This is a genomic window from Kangiella sp. M94 (assembly GCF_054926195.1).
Genome location: NZ_CM142903.1, coordinates 2,773,497 through 2,788,873, shown reverse-complemented (window position 1 = coordinate 2,788,873; position 15,377 = coordinate 2,773,497). Strand labels below are relative to the sequence as shown.

The following is a 15,377-nucleotide window of genomic DNA, read 5'->3' as shown; positions in this document are numbered from 1 at the left end:
CCCGTAGGTGGTTTCTTAGCTTACAGGTTTATTTCAGCTTAGTAATCACTCTAGATCAAAACGATCATTGGTCATCACTTTGCTCCAGGCAGCCACGAAGTCATTTACAAATTTCTCTTTCGAGTCACTTTGTGCATAGACTTCTGCGACTGCGCGAAGCTCTGAGTTTGAACCGAAGATCAGGTCAACCGGAGTGGCTGTCCACTTCACTTTACCTGTTTCCCGGTCCTTGCCTTGATACAAACCCTCTGTACCTTCTGCTTTTGACCACTTGGTGTCCATGCTTAGCAGGTTTACAAAGAAATCATTGGTCAAGGTTCCAGGTTTGGCCGTGAAGACACCGTGCTTAACACCACCAGTGTTAGCACCCAGGGTTCGCATACCACCAATCAGCACTGTCATTTCCGGTACGGTTAAGCCCAAGGTGTCAGCTTTATCGACCATCATTTGTGCTGGAGATAAACGATTACCTTGACCAAAGTAATTACGGAAAGCGTCGGCTTTTGGTTCAAGGAATTTGAACGAAGCTACTTCAGTCATTGCTGCAGTGGCGTCTGTACGACCAGGATAGAATGGTACTGTCACCTCATAGCCAGCATCTTTCGCTGCTTTTTCGATTGCTGCTGCACCACCAAGAACAATCACGTCAGCCATTGAAACTTTTTTGCCACTCTTCAGGCTTTTGTTAAAGCTTTTATGGATGGACTCAAGTTTCTTCAAGACTTTTGCTAACTCTTTTGGATCGTTAACCGGCCAATCTTTTTGTGGCGCTAAACGCAATCGTGCTCCATTGGCACCACCACGCATATCGGTGTTACGGAAAGTAGCAGCTGAAGCCCATGCCGTTCTCACAAGCTCTTGAACCGTCAGACCTGAGTCTAGAATTTTCTCCTTCAAGTCGGCAATTTCATCTTCATTGATCAAGGTGTAATCAACTGCGGGAACCGGGTCTTGCCAAATCAAATCCTCGCTTGGCACTTCATCACCCAGATAGCGCGCTTTAGGCCCCATATCACGGTGCGTCAATTTGAACCAGGCTTTGGCGAATGCCAACTCGAACTCTTCTGGATTCTCGTGGAAACGCTTAGAGATTTTGCGATAGGCAGGGTCTTCTTTTAAGGACAAATCGGTTGTAAACATGATCGGTGCATGACGTTTACCTTCAACGTGAGCATCAGGGACCAAGTTTGCGGCCTGACCATCTTTCGGAATCCACTGAACCGCACCCGCAGGGCTTCGTGTTTGCTCCCACTCGAAACCAAACAGGTTGTCAAAATACTGGGTTGTAAATTTTGTCGGGCTTACTGACCAGGCGCCTTCCAAGCCACTGGTAATGGTGTCTTCAGCGTTACCTTTGCCACATTTATTTTCCCAACCCAGACCTTGGTTCTCGATTGGTGCGCCGGCAGGATCAGGTCCAATACACTCATCGGGTTTGTGCGCACCATGCGCTTTACCGAAGGTGTGACCACCAGCAATAAGTGCCACGGTTTCTTCATCGTTCATCGCCATTCGACCAAAAGTATCGCGAATATCTTTGGCGGCTAATAATGGATCAGGCTTGCCATTAGGCCCTTCCGGGTTCACATAAATCAAACCCATCTGAACTGCAGCTAATGGGTTATCTAATTTACGATCACCTTTGTAGCGTTTATCAGCTAGCCACTCTTTTTCGGGGCCCCAATAGACGATATCAGGTTCCCACTGGTCAACCCGGCCACCCGCAAAGCCAAAGGTCTTAAAGCCCATTGATTCAAGAGCCACGTTACCAGTCAACACCATAAGGTCGGCCCATGAAATGCTACGGCCGTATTTTTGTTTCACTGGCCACAATAAACGGCGCGCTTTATCGAGACTGACGTTATCCGGCCAGCTGTTGAGAGGCTCGAAACGTTGCTGACCACCACCAGCGCCACCACGACCGTCTTGCACACGGTAAGTACCCGCGCCGTGCCATGCCATACGAATGAAGAATGGACCATAATGACCATAGTCGGCCGGCCACCATTCCTGATCGGAGGTCATCAGGGCTTCGATATCTTTTTTAACTTGGTCGAGATTTAATTTGCTGAAAGCTTCGGCATAGTCAAAGTCATCGCCGTAGGGATCTGACTCGGGACTATGCTGACGGAGGGGTTCAAGGTCCAGTTTGTTAGGCCACCAATATTCATTGGCCATAGACCCTGTTTTATCTGCTGCTAGAGCTTGGGTGGATGCCATTCCTAATGACACCGCCACTGCTAATGCAGAGATTAGCGGGATTGATTTTTTTAACATATTACGACTCCTTCTGTATCAGAAATACAACATTCCTTATGAATATACTCCGGCCGTTAAGTCGCTTACATTGCTAAAGAACTATGAGATAGATAGATACTCTTAATGAAAAGTCAGAATTGCATTGGAATGATTCGTTGAACAGTTTTCGCCTACCCCTAGCTCTCACCATGACTTATCCACGGCACAAATATACCCTTTCGATTATAGATTAGTCCTGCACAACGCCCTTTGCAATGCTATATCCCTAAAACCTAATACTGATGCACGAAAGTAGTAGGACAAGTTCCTTGCTATGTTTTTAGGTAGTTGCCATTAATTTTGCGGTTTGCTTGATACTCACAACTGGTATATTTTAACGATATACATAACTTTAAGCATAAATTATAAAGGGATTGGGGAGCACCTTATGGAGTTAATGATAGGTATAATAGTGATATTATTTTTGGCAGCTATTATAGGAGGGATACTTGGCTTTGCCTCTTTTTTCCGTATTAGTAAATTGGAAGACTCTTATCGGCAATTATCAAAAGAGCTAAAACAACTTAAAGCTACCCTTTCCAGACCGGCACCTCAAGAACCTCCAACGGAAAATAAAGAGCCGATATCTGAACAACCGCCAATAAAAATTTCCACCCCTGTGCCAGCAGCCCCTGCACCGACTAATAAATTGCGCGAGACTCAATTGTCCAAGGCATCTAATCCCTCTCCCAATACCACAAAAACACAAAACCCAATCTGGCTCGATCATTTAATCGAAAACTGGATGATATGGTTAGGAGGCGTTTGTGTGGGTCTGGCGGGTATCTTTTTAGTCAAATACAGCATTAGTGCTGGCTTATTAGGCCCTAAAACCCAAATCACCTTAGCCATTGTTATCGGGCTGACCTTGCATTCAGTTGCCGAATGGTTGCGTCGACGCCACGGTAAAAGCGATCCGGTATTTGCATCCTTAGCGGGCGGTGCCAGTATTACATTGTATGCCGCCTTGCTTGCAGCCTTACATATCTATGAACTGATGCAACCCAGCTGGGCTTTTGTTTTGCTGGCTGTTGTGTCACTGATGACCATGGGCTTGGCATTAATACATGGACCTGTATTGGCCATTATGGGTTTGGTTGGTGCTTACGTTGTACCGCTATTGGTCAGCACCAACAGCGGTAACATGGTAGCCGCTTTAATTTACTCTTTAATTATTACCGGCTCCGCACTTCTTCTCATTCGTTATGTGTTTCGAGATTGGCTATGGTGGAGTCTGGTTGCCGGCTCGCTAGGCTGGTGGCTTATCTCCCTCTCGACTAATCAAGCAGACTCCTTTCATGGAATTTATTTAGCTCTGTTGGCATGGGGTATATTAGCTATTCCCCAGTTTGACTGGCTGCTATCAAACAAGCAGTCCGATTCGAGTTTTGAACCCGAAAGACAAAAATTCATTATTGCTAATCAATCAATCTCAATGCACCAACTCGTCATCTTGTTAGTCACTTTGGCCTGGGGATTATCAATGTACCGGCAAAGTTATGGTGCCATGTCTTTTGTTTTATCGGCACCACTACTTGGGGTCGTTTTTTTAGCCAGCAGTGGTCGCCAGAGCCTTTCACTACTGCCCTGGATCGCATTAACAGTACAGTGGGTTGTCTGGTTCGCCATCGGGTTTGAACCTGTTGCTGGCAGTAATGGGTATCAATTCCAGCCATTAGCAGCTGAGCTTATAGATCAGTTCATAATCTTCGCCAGCGCCATGACACTCATCTATTCTGGTCTATCCATATGGCAATGGCATAGACAAGGTTTTAGCCACAGTAGAGCTTCGCTGGCCTTAATCACACCGCTGGCCTGGATGTCATTGACCTATTTGCACGTACATGGCCATACTCCATCAATCCTCTGGAGTTCACTGACTTTATTACTAGGTTTGATTTACGCTCTTGTAGCTGGCATACGATTGCAAAAAAACAAGCAGGATGATGTCGCTTTATGGCTCACCTTGTCGGCACATTTTGCCTACTCTCTAGCAGCAGTTCTACTCTTCCGAGAGGCATTGCTATCGCTGGCATTAGCGGCACAATTATTGTCTTTGAGCTGGTTAATGAAACGTTATCACTTTTCATGGCTGGAGCTCCTTACCAAGGTGGTGCTATCGCTAATAGTCATTCGTCTTACCTTAAATCCATGGTTAGCTGACTACCCAACCGACGTACACTGGTCACTTTATACTTATGGCGGTTCCACATTATTTGCGTATTTAGCCAGTCGTTTATGTGCTCCCAATCATCCTCTCAGACGTTGGCTTGAAGCTGCGACTTTGCATCTTCTTGTGCTTACGTTTGCTACCGAGCTTCGTTACTGGTTGTATGATGGCCAAATATTCATCTCTGAATACAGTCTCGTGGAAGCTGCTATTCATACGTCATTAGGGGCCGCTTTGTCATTAATTTATTATCATCGTGCCACACTGAGCGATACACTAGGAACCTTCTATCGCGTCTGCTCAAAACTACTACTTATCTTGGCGACAGCCAGCTATGCCATTAATGTTGTTATTCAAAACCCTTGGTGGAGCGGTGAAACCATATCCGGTACTCCGATCTTCAACATACTCTTGCTAGCCTATGGCGCACCGATTATTTGGGCAATACTTATTGCCCGCTTCTACAGTTCCAGTTTCAAGAAAATGGCGCTGAGAGTAGCTGGTTTTGCCACTCTGTTATTCGTAACATTAGAAATCAGACATTTGTGGCAAGGAAGTTCTTTATCATTAAGCCAATCCACCAGTGATGGTGAAGTTTATACCTACTCAATTGTGTGGCTATTACTGTCTATCCCAGCGGTATTATTCGGTACTCATTGGAACAACAAAGAACTCTATAGAACCGGGATGGGGCTGTTAGGTTTTGTGATAGGAAAGATATTCCTGGTGGATATGGCGGGACTGGATGGTTTGTGGCGCGTCGCTTCCTTTATGGGACTTGGCCTCTCGCTACTAGCTTTAGCCTGGCTGCACCAAAGAGTTGCTAAGCGACCGTTGGAACATCGTAATTAACAGATTTTCAAACCGATCCCGAAAGCGCTTACTAGCGCCTCACCAGTAAAGGCTTTCGGGGTTATAAATGCCAACGGTCAGGAAATGAAATCAGCAATCGGAGGATGATGAATCATCTGTACTCGATTGCCATCGGGATCGGCACAATAGAAACTGGTTGCGCCATCGCGGTGTAGCTTTGGCTCGGTGAACATTCGCACACCATGTTGTTTTAGAAACTCATACCAGTCGTAAACATCATCCGCTGTTTTCATGATAAAGCCCAGGTGGTCGAGTTTTTGTCCACCACTAACATCCAGACCCGGCTGCTTTCGGTGCAAGGCCAGATTGTCATGACCTTGCGATGACAGGTAAACGTTATCCTCATCCGGGCGCCACTCCACTTCCATACCAATTAAGTCTTTGTAGAATTTTTCGGTTGCTTCAAACTTATCGACAAATAGCGCTAGATGACGCATGCCTAAATGTTCTGCTGGTCGTTTCATGGCGTTATCCGAGACTGCTCTATACCGGAACAATATCAAATGAGGTTTTAATCGGCATATTGCGATCCAATGAGTGCATCACCGAACAGTATTTCTCAACCGATAGATCTATCGCTTTTTGCACATGCTTGGTCGACAAATCTTTACCGTTGATCACAAAGTGGAATTTAATGCCGGTAAAACGTCTTGGCGGTTCATCTGCGCGGTCGGCTTCAATGTCACAGTGACAACCAGTGACATTCTGACGCGCTTTTTCCAAAATCATGACCACATCAATCGAGGCGCAGGCACCTGCTGACATCAATAAATTCTCCATTGGCGAAACATAGTCGCCTTCTCCGCCAAACATGACTCGCTGACGTTTGCTGTTCTTTCCGACGAAATTAAGGTCGCCGACCCAGTCTAAGCTTACTTTCATGGTGTTTTGTGACTCAGTTGTATAATTAAGGGGCTATATAGTGCCACAACAAATTTGATTTTGAAGGGGTACATGACTAAGATTTCATGCTATATTTTCATTAGATTACAATAAAATAGGACGACTTCATGGCGTTACCTTATCATTTGGCACAAGACGAGACCATTCAATGGTTCCTCAATCATTGTCAAAGACGTCGCTTCCCAGCGAAAAGCACCCTGATCTATGCCGGCGACTCGTCAAATACGCTTTATTTCATGCTTGAAGGCTCAGTAACCGTTCTGATTGAAGATGACGAAGGCCGTGAGCTAGTGCTTGCTTACCTTAATCCTGGTGATTTCTTTGGTGAAATGGGTCTTTTTACTGACGACCACGACCGCACAGCCTGGGTTCGCACCAAATCTGAATGCGAAGTGGCTGAGATCAGCTATGATAAATACCGTCAATTAACTCGCGAAAACCCTGATATTTTATTCCGCTTAGCCACTCAGCTGGCGACACGTCTGCGGAAAACCAGCCGTAAAGTTGGCGATTTGGCCTTCCTTGATGTGACTGGCCGCGTGGCGCATGCTCTGCTAGAGCTTGCTAAAGAACCCGACGCTATGACTCACCCAGATGGAATGCAGATTAAAGTAACCCGTCAGGAATTAAGCCGCATTGTAGGTTGTTCGCGAGAGATGGTTGGCCGTGTATTAAAAGCCCTTGAAGAGCAAGGCCATATTCACGTTAAAGGTAAGACTATGGTGATCTTCGGAGCACGTTAGTTTTATTGGTAACCTGATATGAAAAAGCCATGTGGAAACACATGGCTTTTTTGTTGGGTGGTTGTAACATTTTTGAATAGTTGGTTTATCTCTACTTTTTTATTGACTGATGCCTTTATGGATTCACCACGGACACATCCTTCAGTCTTCCTACTTGATGTCTATGATTCTATTGATAAGTTCAAACTACTCCTGATATCACTTGCTGATTTTACCTTCTATGGATTCCCGCCTTCGCGGGAATGACAAGATTATTTGTTTTCTACAATTTAACAGTTACCTGCATTTCTTCAATTAAGGAGCATCTGGGTTAATCAAGAGCACTACCTTTACCGACATGTCATTCCCGCGAAGGCGGGAATCCACGCTCTTTTATTTTCAATAGTATTGAAGTGCTCATCACTTGGAAGCTTCATCACCTATCAACTCATAATATAAATCCTTCCACCCAGGATTCACTTCTTCAATGAGCCTTATCTTCCAATCCCTATTCCATTTCTTTATCTATTTTTCTCGGGTTATTGCAGACACAATATCGTCAGTCACTTCATAATACACAAGCCGTTTCACTCCATACTTTTGGGTGAATCCTTCAACCTGTTCTTGTTTATGCTGCCAGACTCTTTGTAGGAGATTACTCGTGACTCCGGTGTATAAAGTCCCTTTAGGTTTTGAGGCGAGAATATAAACACATCCTTGTGTATTCATTTTTTGATTCTAATGTCGATATTCGAGAATAAAATTCTTCAACATTTGATGGCCGTGCTGGCTCATGATGGACTCTGGATGGAATTGCACACCTTCCAGTTTCAGACTGCGATGCTTTATGCCCATGATGTATTCTATTTCGCCTTCTTCATCTTCAGTCCAGGCTGTGATTTCGAACTCTTTTGGCAGGCTTTCGTTGTCAACAATCAATGAATGGTAACGAGTTGCTTCCAGCGGATTGGGTAAGCCTTTAAAGACGCCTTTATCGGCATGATGTATTTCTGAGGTCTTACCGTGCATGACCTGTTTAGCACGCACAATTTTACCACCAAACACTTGTGCCATCGCTTGATGACCTAAACACACACCCAAGATAGGGTAATCATGTGCCAACTTCTCAATCACCGCTAACGATATACCAGATTCATTCGGCGTCGCCGGCCCCGGAGAAATCACTATGAAGTCAGGATTAATTTCCTTGGCTTCTTTTACCGTCAACTCATCGTTGCGTTTTACGAGAACATCCAAGCCTAAATCGGCAAAATATTGCACCAGGTTATAGGTGAAGGAGTCATAATTATCGATCATCAATAAGCGCTTGTGCTTACCGACCATGGGTTTTGGTGCCTTAATAAAGTAAGCGCCAATAGCAAATGTGATACTCAGGACCAATAAGATAATAAAGCCGAGATGATTGGCTATATAGTTGGTTGAGCCTGTGTAGGGCTCAGTCTTTGAGCAGTAATGTTGGTCATAAAAATAACTGCCCCCAGATTCGAGACACTGATCAATAGCCGCCTGATCGGAAATGTAGTGGCCGATAAAAGCCAAGAAGACCAAGGTTGCCAGAACCCACCAAACTTTTCTCATAGACTCAACCTAACAAGCTGCAATATTGCTTTCAAGTAAAGACCCCTTTGTCTAGCCAACTCGCCCTTTTGCAGCATTTTCCTTCATCGCATGAATCACTTTACCGTAATCATCCGCATTGAAAACTGCGGAACCTGCAACAAAGGTATCAGCGCCGCAAGCGGCAATTTCTTCAATGTTATCAACTTTTACGCCACCATCTATCTCTAAACGAATATCAAGACCTCGTTCATCAATTAAGCGACGCACTTGCTGACATTTCTGCAAGGTATGTGGAATGAAACTTTGCCCACCAAAGCCGGGATTAACTGACATTAGAAGTACCATATCCAGCTTATCAATCACATAATCTAACACGCTTAATGGTGTTGCAGGATTGAGTACAATCCCTGCCTTACAGCCCTGTTCTTTGATCAGGCCAATAGTACGGTCGACGTGTTTTGAAGCTTCCGGGTGAAAAGTGATATAGGTTGCGCCGGCTTTAGCAAAATCAGGAATGATTCTATCCACCGGCTCGATCATTAGGTGTACATCTATCGGTGCTTTAATACCATGATTCCTCAAGGCTTCGCAGACCATTGGCCCTATCGTAAGGTTTGGCACATAGTGATTATCCATCACATCAAAATGCACCCAGTCGGCACCTGCTTTTAGTACATTGTCAACTTCTTCACCCAGGCGGGCAAAATCGGCGGATAAAATAGAAGGGGCAATAACGATATCTTGCATAACAGCACTTATTGAATGGATTTAAGGCATTGTAACCAAACTTGATTTTAAGTGCTAATGAAGACTTTTCTCTAAGAATGTCCAGTAAAAGTAATGCCGCCCACCCGACTAGCGAGCAGGCAGCGAGGGGTTAATCTTTATGACTAACTAGACAAGATACTAGGCAGCTCTGATACCTGATTTTTGAGCCAGTGCTTTTTCAACCTGATTCCACAAGGTATCACGCATCTGCAGGCACTCTTCGCCGACTGTTAACGCACGTTGCCACTTATCTTTATCGTCACCGCAAATGGCCTTGAGACATTTTTCAGCTAACGGACCATGTTCATCGCCATCTAATTCAATGTGACGCTCCAGATAGTAGATTAAGGTAGGACAATCGGCATTTTCCCTGATTAACGCGTCTTTAATGCCAGTGAACATTTCTGGGATTAGTTTTTCACGTCCGTAAAGGAAAGCTGCAGCGACTTCTTCATCGGTTCCCTCATCCGCCAACTTCAAATTATATTCCACGAATTCACGTGCACCCTCAGGAATAGTGCTAGTATCTAAAGATGCCACAAATTGCTGAACTTTAGACACATCAGCACCGACTTCCTGCATCGCTTCGAGGTACAGAGAATAGTGGCTGATGGGATGGCCATTCTGGTCCAGATCACTTTCTTCACCAATCACAATTTCATTGATGAATCGTACTACTTCCGTGGGATAACCAGATTCGCGCCACGGGATATCAACACAGGTCACACGTCGCTGCAGGGCTTTCAGTAAGGTCATAAAATCCCAAACCGCATAAACGTGATACTCCATAAAAGTACGAATATTATTGGTTGAGTTAAGTAATCCATAGGCTTTATGGTGGGATAAGGCCTGCTTTAATGGTGAGAGTTTTTGTTCAATCATAATTTCCTTCCTTTGTTCAGCTATAGTTGTAAATTTTTTTTTGCTTACCCGACATCCAAAAATGCAGATATGCATTAACTGCTTCTTTTTATTACAGTTTTTTTAGTCACCCCTAAATAATCACACCCTTGCCAAAATAACCATATCCACCAAAGGGTTATTTGCGGGTATTTTGAAATAGTTATCACTTTCGAGTGCGTTTTTAACAAAAATGTTATAAATCCTGCATAAAAAATACTTTTTTTATCGATGCATTTACGCATTGATCAAGTAGTCATTTATGCATTCTAACCTATTGATATATATCAATAATTAGTGTCTACTAGAGGGATTAAAAAGATAAGATTTTTTTTGTTTTTTACTTTTACATATAGCTGAGGAGTCGCACCATGTTTGGTTTTATAAAAAACTTTTTTAGTGATCGGCCTGAACAGGTCGATACTCGAGAGCCAAACCCCATTCGAGAAGTTGATTTCACCCAAAAGCGCAATCATTACGGTATCAGTTATGACCCACATTTGATTGATAACCTAAAGGGCGATCATAACCATCTAGTCGGTCTATATGGGCGTATCTGGACAGAAGGTTACGAAGCCAATGATCGCCAAAAGCTGGCTGATCTGGTTACTCAATTTAAGCGTGACTTCCAGGCTCACCTACTCAAGGAAAACGTTAAGTTCTATGTTTACCTCGAACAAAAGCTTTCGGATGATTCTTCAAGCATGGATCTGGTAAAAGATTTCCGTAGCGAAATGAATGATATTGCGCAGGCGGTCATTCGTTTTTGTAAAGCTTACTCGAAGCCGATTATTACTGCTGACCAAAAAGAAAGTTTTAAGAAGGATTTTGAAACGGTAGGCAAGGTGTTAACCCATCGTGTATCACTGGAAGAAAACGAACTTTATACTTTATACCAACCTGATTAATTTTTATTTAGTACTGATTTACCTATAGCTCCACTTCCCTTTGAGCACCTGACTAAGCTCCCATCCAGGTCAGGTGCTTTTTTTTTCAGTTCTTCTGCCCTGCCCTTTCGCAGACTAAGGCGCTATTCTTGCCAATCGCTGAAATAGTATCGCAATTACCAACGCCATAACGATGGAGGTACTGTCTGGTTGTTTGCCAACAATAAAGAACTGTAATGCCGTCACGCCTACCACAAAAAGTGTCAATACGGCGCCGGCTGTTTTATAACTGGATAACCATTTACCGAGAAAATAGCCAAAACAAGCCAACAGCAGGGATTCTCTTAACAAAGCACTAAGGTTATTCCAGGTACTTCCCGTCAGGAAGTTATCAAATGGCATCCACTCAAAGCTGTTCATTGAACTCTGCCACTGCCAGGGGAAAAGATTTTGCCAAATAAACAGTGTTGCTGTACCGATAACAACCATTGCTACTCTAAAGCCATGCCCAAGATAGGCGTGTAATAATATTGCCAAGGGTACGGCGCTGATTTCACTCCACCCAATCTGGCTACGAAGCATGGCTAACTTAATGATTAATACAAACACCGTAATACCGATTATTACCGTCATGCTGTATTTCTTGGCAACTACCCGTTCCAGTACATAATAAAACACCATCCAGAATAATACTCGCTCCAGCCACAGCTGCAGTGACCAGCCACTCTGGGTGATATGAATTAGACCATCGCCAAACTGCTTACTTTCAAATACTGGAATATAAGGGAAAAACTGCCAGGCCAGCCAAAGCACTAAAACCAACAAAGCAGGCGTCAACTGAAAACGTAAGCCGCGAGGAATCAATCGCTGCACACGCTGACTGTTGGTAAATCCAGCTATTGCAAAGCCAATTAATATGCCAATCGAGTTGGTCAGAGCATCAGCAGCTTCGGGAATTCTGGAGGGCAGGTAAAATTGCAAAAGCTGCAGAAACAACGCGAATAGAAAACCACCGACAAACGTCATGCCAATCCATAACAGAGGCCAGCGCCGATGTTCTTCTTTAATGGTCAAAGCACCGAAAAAACCATAAGGGATAAACAACAGAATATTAGCAATCAGGTCACTACGAATGGTTCTATGGTGCCAGCTAAACAGCCATTTCGAGAAATCATCAGGCAAATCTCTCCCGAGCTCAAAATCGAAAGGATAGAGAGAACCATAAACAATAAATAGAATGACGATGTACCAAATGAGCCGCATAAAACCCTTTTTCTTTAATTATTTCGCTATCGGCTCAGTCGAGCCATGCGGTAGAGGTCTATTAAACCTATGTGTTGAACCTATCTGTTAGACCTATGTGTTTGACCTAGAGTGACATAGTTGTGCGTCAACAGCTGACGTAATTCATTGAAAAAGCTACAATAGCCCCATCTTTCAGAATCGGATTTACCATGCACTGCCAGCTTGACGCCATTGTAACTGCAAGCAAGCAAAATTTCGCCGACAAAGTCGCGATTGATGATAACAAACGTCAATTGACCTATGAGCAACTTGACCACGCCATTAATCAGCTTGCGCAATACTTTCTGAGTATGGGTTTAGCTCAGGGCGACCGGGTTGCAGTCTACCTGCCGAAACAGGTCGAAACTGTTATCAGTATTCTAGCCGCCAGCCGCGCGGGACTGGTTTTTGTGCCTGTCAATCCAGTACTTAAGCCAGCTCAGGTGGCCTACATCTTGGCTGATTGTAACGTTAAGCTGCTCATCACAAGCCAACAAAGAGCAAAACTTTTGACCGAAGCTTTGCAAGCGTGTTCTGACCTTAACCATCTGTTAATCATCGAGCAAGGCTTGGCAGATGATAAAACTGAAATGGCCCTTCAACAGCACTTTTGGCCTGAGACTGATACACAAGATGTTCCAGCTCCGCCCATCCAGGTTATTGATCAGGATTTAGCCGCTATTCTTTATACCTCGGGCTCAACCGGCCAGCCCAAAGGTGTTTGCTTGTCACACCGTAACCTTATTGCCGGAGCAGAAAGCGTCAGTCAATACTTACAGAATAGCTCCGAAGACAAAATCCTGGCCGTTCTGCCGCTCAGTTTTGATTATGGCTTAAGCCAAATCACCACCGGCTTATTAGTGGGTGCAACCGTGGTGCTGATGGAATACCTGTTCCCGCGCGATGTCATTCGTCAGGTTGCTCAGCACCAGATCACAGGCCTGGCTGCGGTTCCTCCTTTATGGATACAGCTGGCAAAGCTGGAATGGCCCCAAGAAGCTCGCTGTTTGCGCTATTTGACCAATAGCGGCGGTGTCATGCCGAAAGCAACCTTGAATCATTTACGTCAGGTTCTACCGAATACGCTTCCCTATTTAATGTATGGACTGACCGAAGCTTTTCGCTCGACCTATCTCGACCCGGTTTATGTTGATACCCACTCAGACTCTATCGGTAAAGCCATTCCCAATGCACAGGTGTTAGTGCTACGTCCTGACGGCACTGAGTGCGGCGTGGATGAGCCAGGAGAGTTGGTTCATCGCGGTGTACATGTCAGCCTTGGCTACTGGAATGCACCGGATAAAACAGCCAAACGTTTTAAACCTATTAGCAGCCAGTCACCTTTTTTACCTGAACTTGCGGTCTGGTCGGGTGATACAGTGCGTCGTGATAAAGATGGTTTTCTCTATTTTATTGGCCGCCAAGACGATATGATAAAATGTTCCGGTTATCGTATCAGTCCAGCCGAGCTTGAAGAGAGCCTTTACCAGCTGGTCGGTGTGGCTGAAGTGGTTGCTATTGGCTTGCCCGATGAAGAATTAGGCCAGGCCATAATGTTGCTGATCAAAGCCGATAGTGAATTAACCGAGCAAGACGTAAAACGTTATTGCCAACAACAACTACCGAATTATATGCAACCCAAAGTTATTGAGTTTGTCGAGCAGTTGCCGCGCAATCCCAACGGCAAAATTGATCGCAACCAGTTGCAACTTGAATACAGCAAATGAAAACAACAAGAGATCATAAGGATCGAACGAATGAGTCATAAGACGCATGCTGACATGAATCAATTTGAATCACGTGATGGTCAACTGGTCATCGCAAACTATTCTGTTGAGGAAGTGGTGGCCATTGCAGGCCAGACGCCTTGTTATGTCTATGCCCGTTCGGTGATCAAACAAAATGTTGAGATGCTGCGTCGCTTTTTCCCGAAAATCAGTTTGCATTACGCCATTAAAGCCAATCCGATGCCTGCACTGGTTAATTATTTATCGCATCAGGTCGATGGGCTTGACGTTGCATCTGGCAAAGAACTGCATACCGCCATATCAACTGGAATCTCTCCATCCAAGATCAGTTTTGCTGGTCCTGGCAAGTCAGAGCAAGAGCTGACAATGGCGATTTTTTCCGGCATCACTATTAATGTGGAATCCATTACCGAGCTGGAACGGATTATCAAGATTGCTGACAGTCATGATCGTTTCGCTAATATAGCTTTACGCCTAAACCCCGACTTCGAATTAAAGTCATCAGGTATGAAAATGGGCGGCGGCCCGCAGCAGTTTGGGATTGATGTTGAACAGCTTGATCAAGTGTTCCAACTACTGAAACATCCTAAGCTCAAGTTCATGGGCTTACACATTTTTACCGGTTCACAAAACCTAAACTCCGGCTCCATCATTACTGCGCACAATAGTATTTTTGCGCTGGTCGATCGCCTTCATAAAGAGTATGCCTTAACCCTAAAGCATCTCAACATTGGTGGCGGCTTCGGTATTCCTTACTTTCCGGGTGATCAATTACTGGATCTTGAGCCTATTGCCGATAATCTTAATCAGCTGATTGATGAGCATCAGCACCTTCTACAAGATTGTGAATTGATTCTTGAGCTAGGTCGTTACCTGGTTGGCAATGCCGGTGTTTATCTTTGCCAGGTTACTGATAAGAAAGTATCCCGCCAGCAAACCTATTTAATTACTAATGGCGGCCTACACCACCACCTTGCAGCATCCGGTAATTTTGGCCAGGTCATACGCAGAAATTATCCTGTTGCGATCGCCAACCGTATGCAACAATCTGATACCGAGCTGGTGAACATTGTAGGCCCTTTATGCACACCACTCGATATTCTTGCCAGTAAGATGGAACTCCCGAAGGCAGAAATTGGTGACTGGGTAGCTGTCTATCAATCAGGCGCTTATGGCTTTACCGCCAGTCCACGAGACTTTTTAAGCCACCCGCACCCTGTTGAGCTACTGCTCTAACTGTTTT

The 15,377-nt window shown here is 44.6% G+C and carries 12 protein-coding genes and 1 pseudogene; 5 read left to right on the top strand and 8 right to left on the bottom strand.

Annotated features, from left to right (window positions below):
• Nucleotides 1-45: 45 nt before the first annotated feature.
• A complete protein-coding gene (katG, locus tag ACYTXU_RS12970) occupies nt 46-2,277 on the bottom strand; it encodes a catalase/peroxidase HPI (protein ID WP_462207231.1) in 2,232 nt (743 codons plus the stop codon).
• A gap of 409 nt (nt 2,278-2,686) precedes the next feature.
• Between katG and ACYTXU_RS12965 the strand changes: the two genes are divergently transcribed.
• The gene (locus tag ACYTXU_RS12965) at nt 2,687-5,320 is read left to right on the top strand and encodes a DUF2339 domain-containing protein (protein WP_462207229.1); all 2,634 of its coding nucleotides are present in this window, start codon (nt 2,687-2,689) and stop codon (nt 5,318-5,320) included.
• Nucleotides 5,321-5,397: 77 nt separating this feature from the next.
• Here ACYTXU_RS12965 and ACYTXU_RS12960 read toward each other — a convergent pair whose 3' ends face one another.
• Nucleotides 5,398-5,805, bottom strand: coding sequence for a VOC family protein (locus ACYTXU_RS12960; protein ID WP_462207227.1), 408 nt, complete (start codon nt 5,803-5,805; stop codon nt 5,398-5,400).
• A gap of 19 nt (nt 5,806-5,824) precedes the next feature.
• Nucleotides 5,825-6,223 carry an OsmC family protein gene (locus ACYTXU_RS12955; protein WP_462207225.1) on the bottom strand — a complete coding sequence of 133 codons (399 nt, stop codon included), beginning with the start codon at nt 6,221-6,223 and terminating at the stop codon, nt 5,825-5,827.
• Between the two features lie 128 nt (nt 6,224-6,351).
• Between ACYTXU_RS12955 and crp the strand changes: the two genes are divergently transcribed.
• Nucleotides 6,352-6,987 carry a cAMP-activated global transcriptional regulator CRP gene (crp, locus tag ACYTXU_RS12950; RefSeq protein WP_462207224.1) on the top strand — a complete coding sequence of 212 codons (636 nt, stop codon included), beginning with the start codon at nt 6,352-6,354 and terminating at the stop codon, nt 6,985-6,987.
• Nucleotides 6,988-7,386: 399 nt separating this feature from the next.
• On the opposite strand, the pseudogene ACYTXU_RS12945 reads toward crp, so the two are convergent.
• The 4 genes and pseudogenes from ACYTXU_RS12945 to ACYTXU_RS12930 all read right to left on the bottom strand — a co-directional run bounded on the left by ACYTXU_RS12945 (nt 7,387) and on the right by ACYTXU_RS12930 (nt 10,197).
• Nucleotides 7,387-7,695: pseudogene (locus ACYTXU_RS12945) on the bottom strand (GIY-YIG nuclease family protein).
• A 9-nt stretch (nt 7,696-7,704) separates the two neighbouring features.
• Nucleotides 7,705-8,310 carry an anthranilate synthase component II gene (locus ACYTXU_RS12940; protein WP_462209437.1) on the bottom strand — a complete coding sequence of 202 codons (606 nt, stop codon included), beginning with the start codon at nt 8,308-8,310 and terminating at the stop codon, nt 7,705-7,707.
• A 306-nt stretch (nt 8,311-8,616) separates the two neighbouring features.
• Nucleotides 8,617-9,294 carry a ribulose-phosphate 3-epimerase gene (gene rpe, locus ACYTXU_RS12935; protein WP_462207222.1) on the bottom strand — a complete coding sequence of 226 codons (678 nt, stop codon included), beginning with the start codon at nt 9,292-9,294 and terminating at the stop codon, nt 8,617-8,619.
• A gap of 159 nt (nt 9,295-9,453) precedes the next feature.
• Entirely contained in the window at nt 9,454-10,197 is a 744-nt protein-coding gene (locus ACYTXU_RS12930; protein ID WP_462207220.1) for a DUF3050 domain-containing protein, read from the bottom strand.
• A gap of 389 nt (nt 10,198-10,586) precedes the next feature.
• Here ACYTXU_RS12930 and ACYTXU_RS12925 point away from each other — a divergent pair, with 389 nt between their 5' ends.
• Nucleotides 10,587-11,123 carry a hemerythrin domain-containing protein gene (locus tag ACYTXU_RS12925; protein WP_462207218.1) on the top strand — a complete coding sequence of 179 codons (537 nt, stop codon included), beginning with the start codon at nt 10,587-10,589 and terminating at the stop codon, nt 11,121-11,123.
• 114 nt (nt 11,124-11,237) lie between these two features.
• Here the strand turns inward: ACYTXU_RS12925 and ACYTXU_RS12920 are convergent, their stop codons facing one another.
• Nucleotides 11,238-12,365: a VanZ family protein gene (locus tag ACYTXU_RS12920; protein WP_462207217.1), complete on the bottom strand. Its 1,128-nt coding sequence runs from the start codon at nt 12,363-12,365 to the stop codon at nt 11,238-11,240.
• Between the two features lie 191 nt (nt 12,366-12,556).
• Between ACYTXU_RS12920 and ACYTXU_RS12915 the strand changes: the two genes are divergently transcribed.
• The gene (locus ACYTXU_RS12915; RefSeq protein WP_462207215.1) at nt 12,557-14,113 is read left to right on the top strand and encodes an acyl-CoA ligase (AMP-forming), exosortase A system-associated; all 1,557 of its coding nucleotides are present in this window, start codon (nt 12,557-12,559) and stop codon (nt 14,111-14,113) included.
• Nucleotides 14,114-14,143: 30 nt separating this feature from the next.
• A complete protein-coding gene (locus tag ACYTXU_RS12910) occupies nt 14,144-15,370 on the top strand; it encodes a pyridoxal-dependent decarboxylase, exosortase A system-associated (RefSeq protein ID WP_462207213.1) in 1,227 nt (408 codons plus the stop codon).
• The last annotated feature ends 7 nt before the right edge of the window (nt 15,371-15,377 follow it).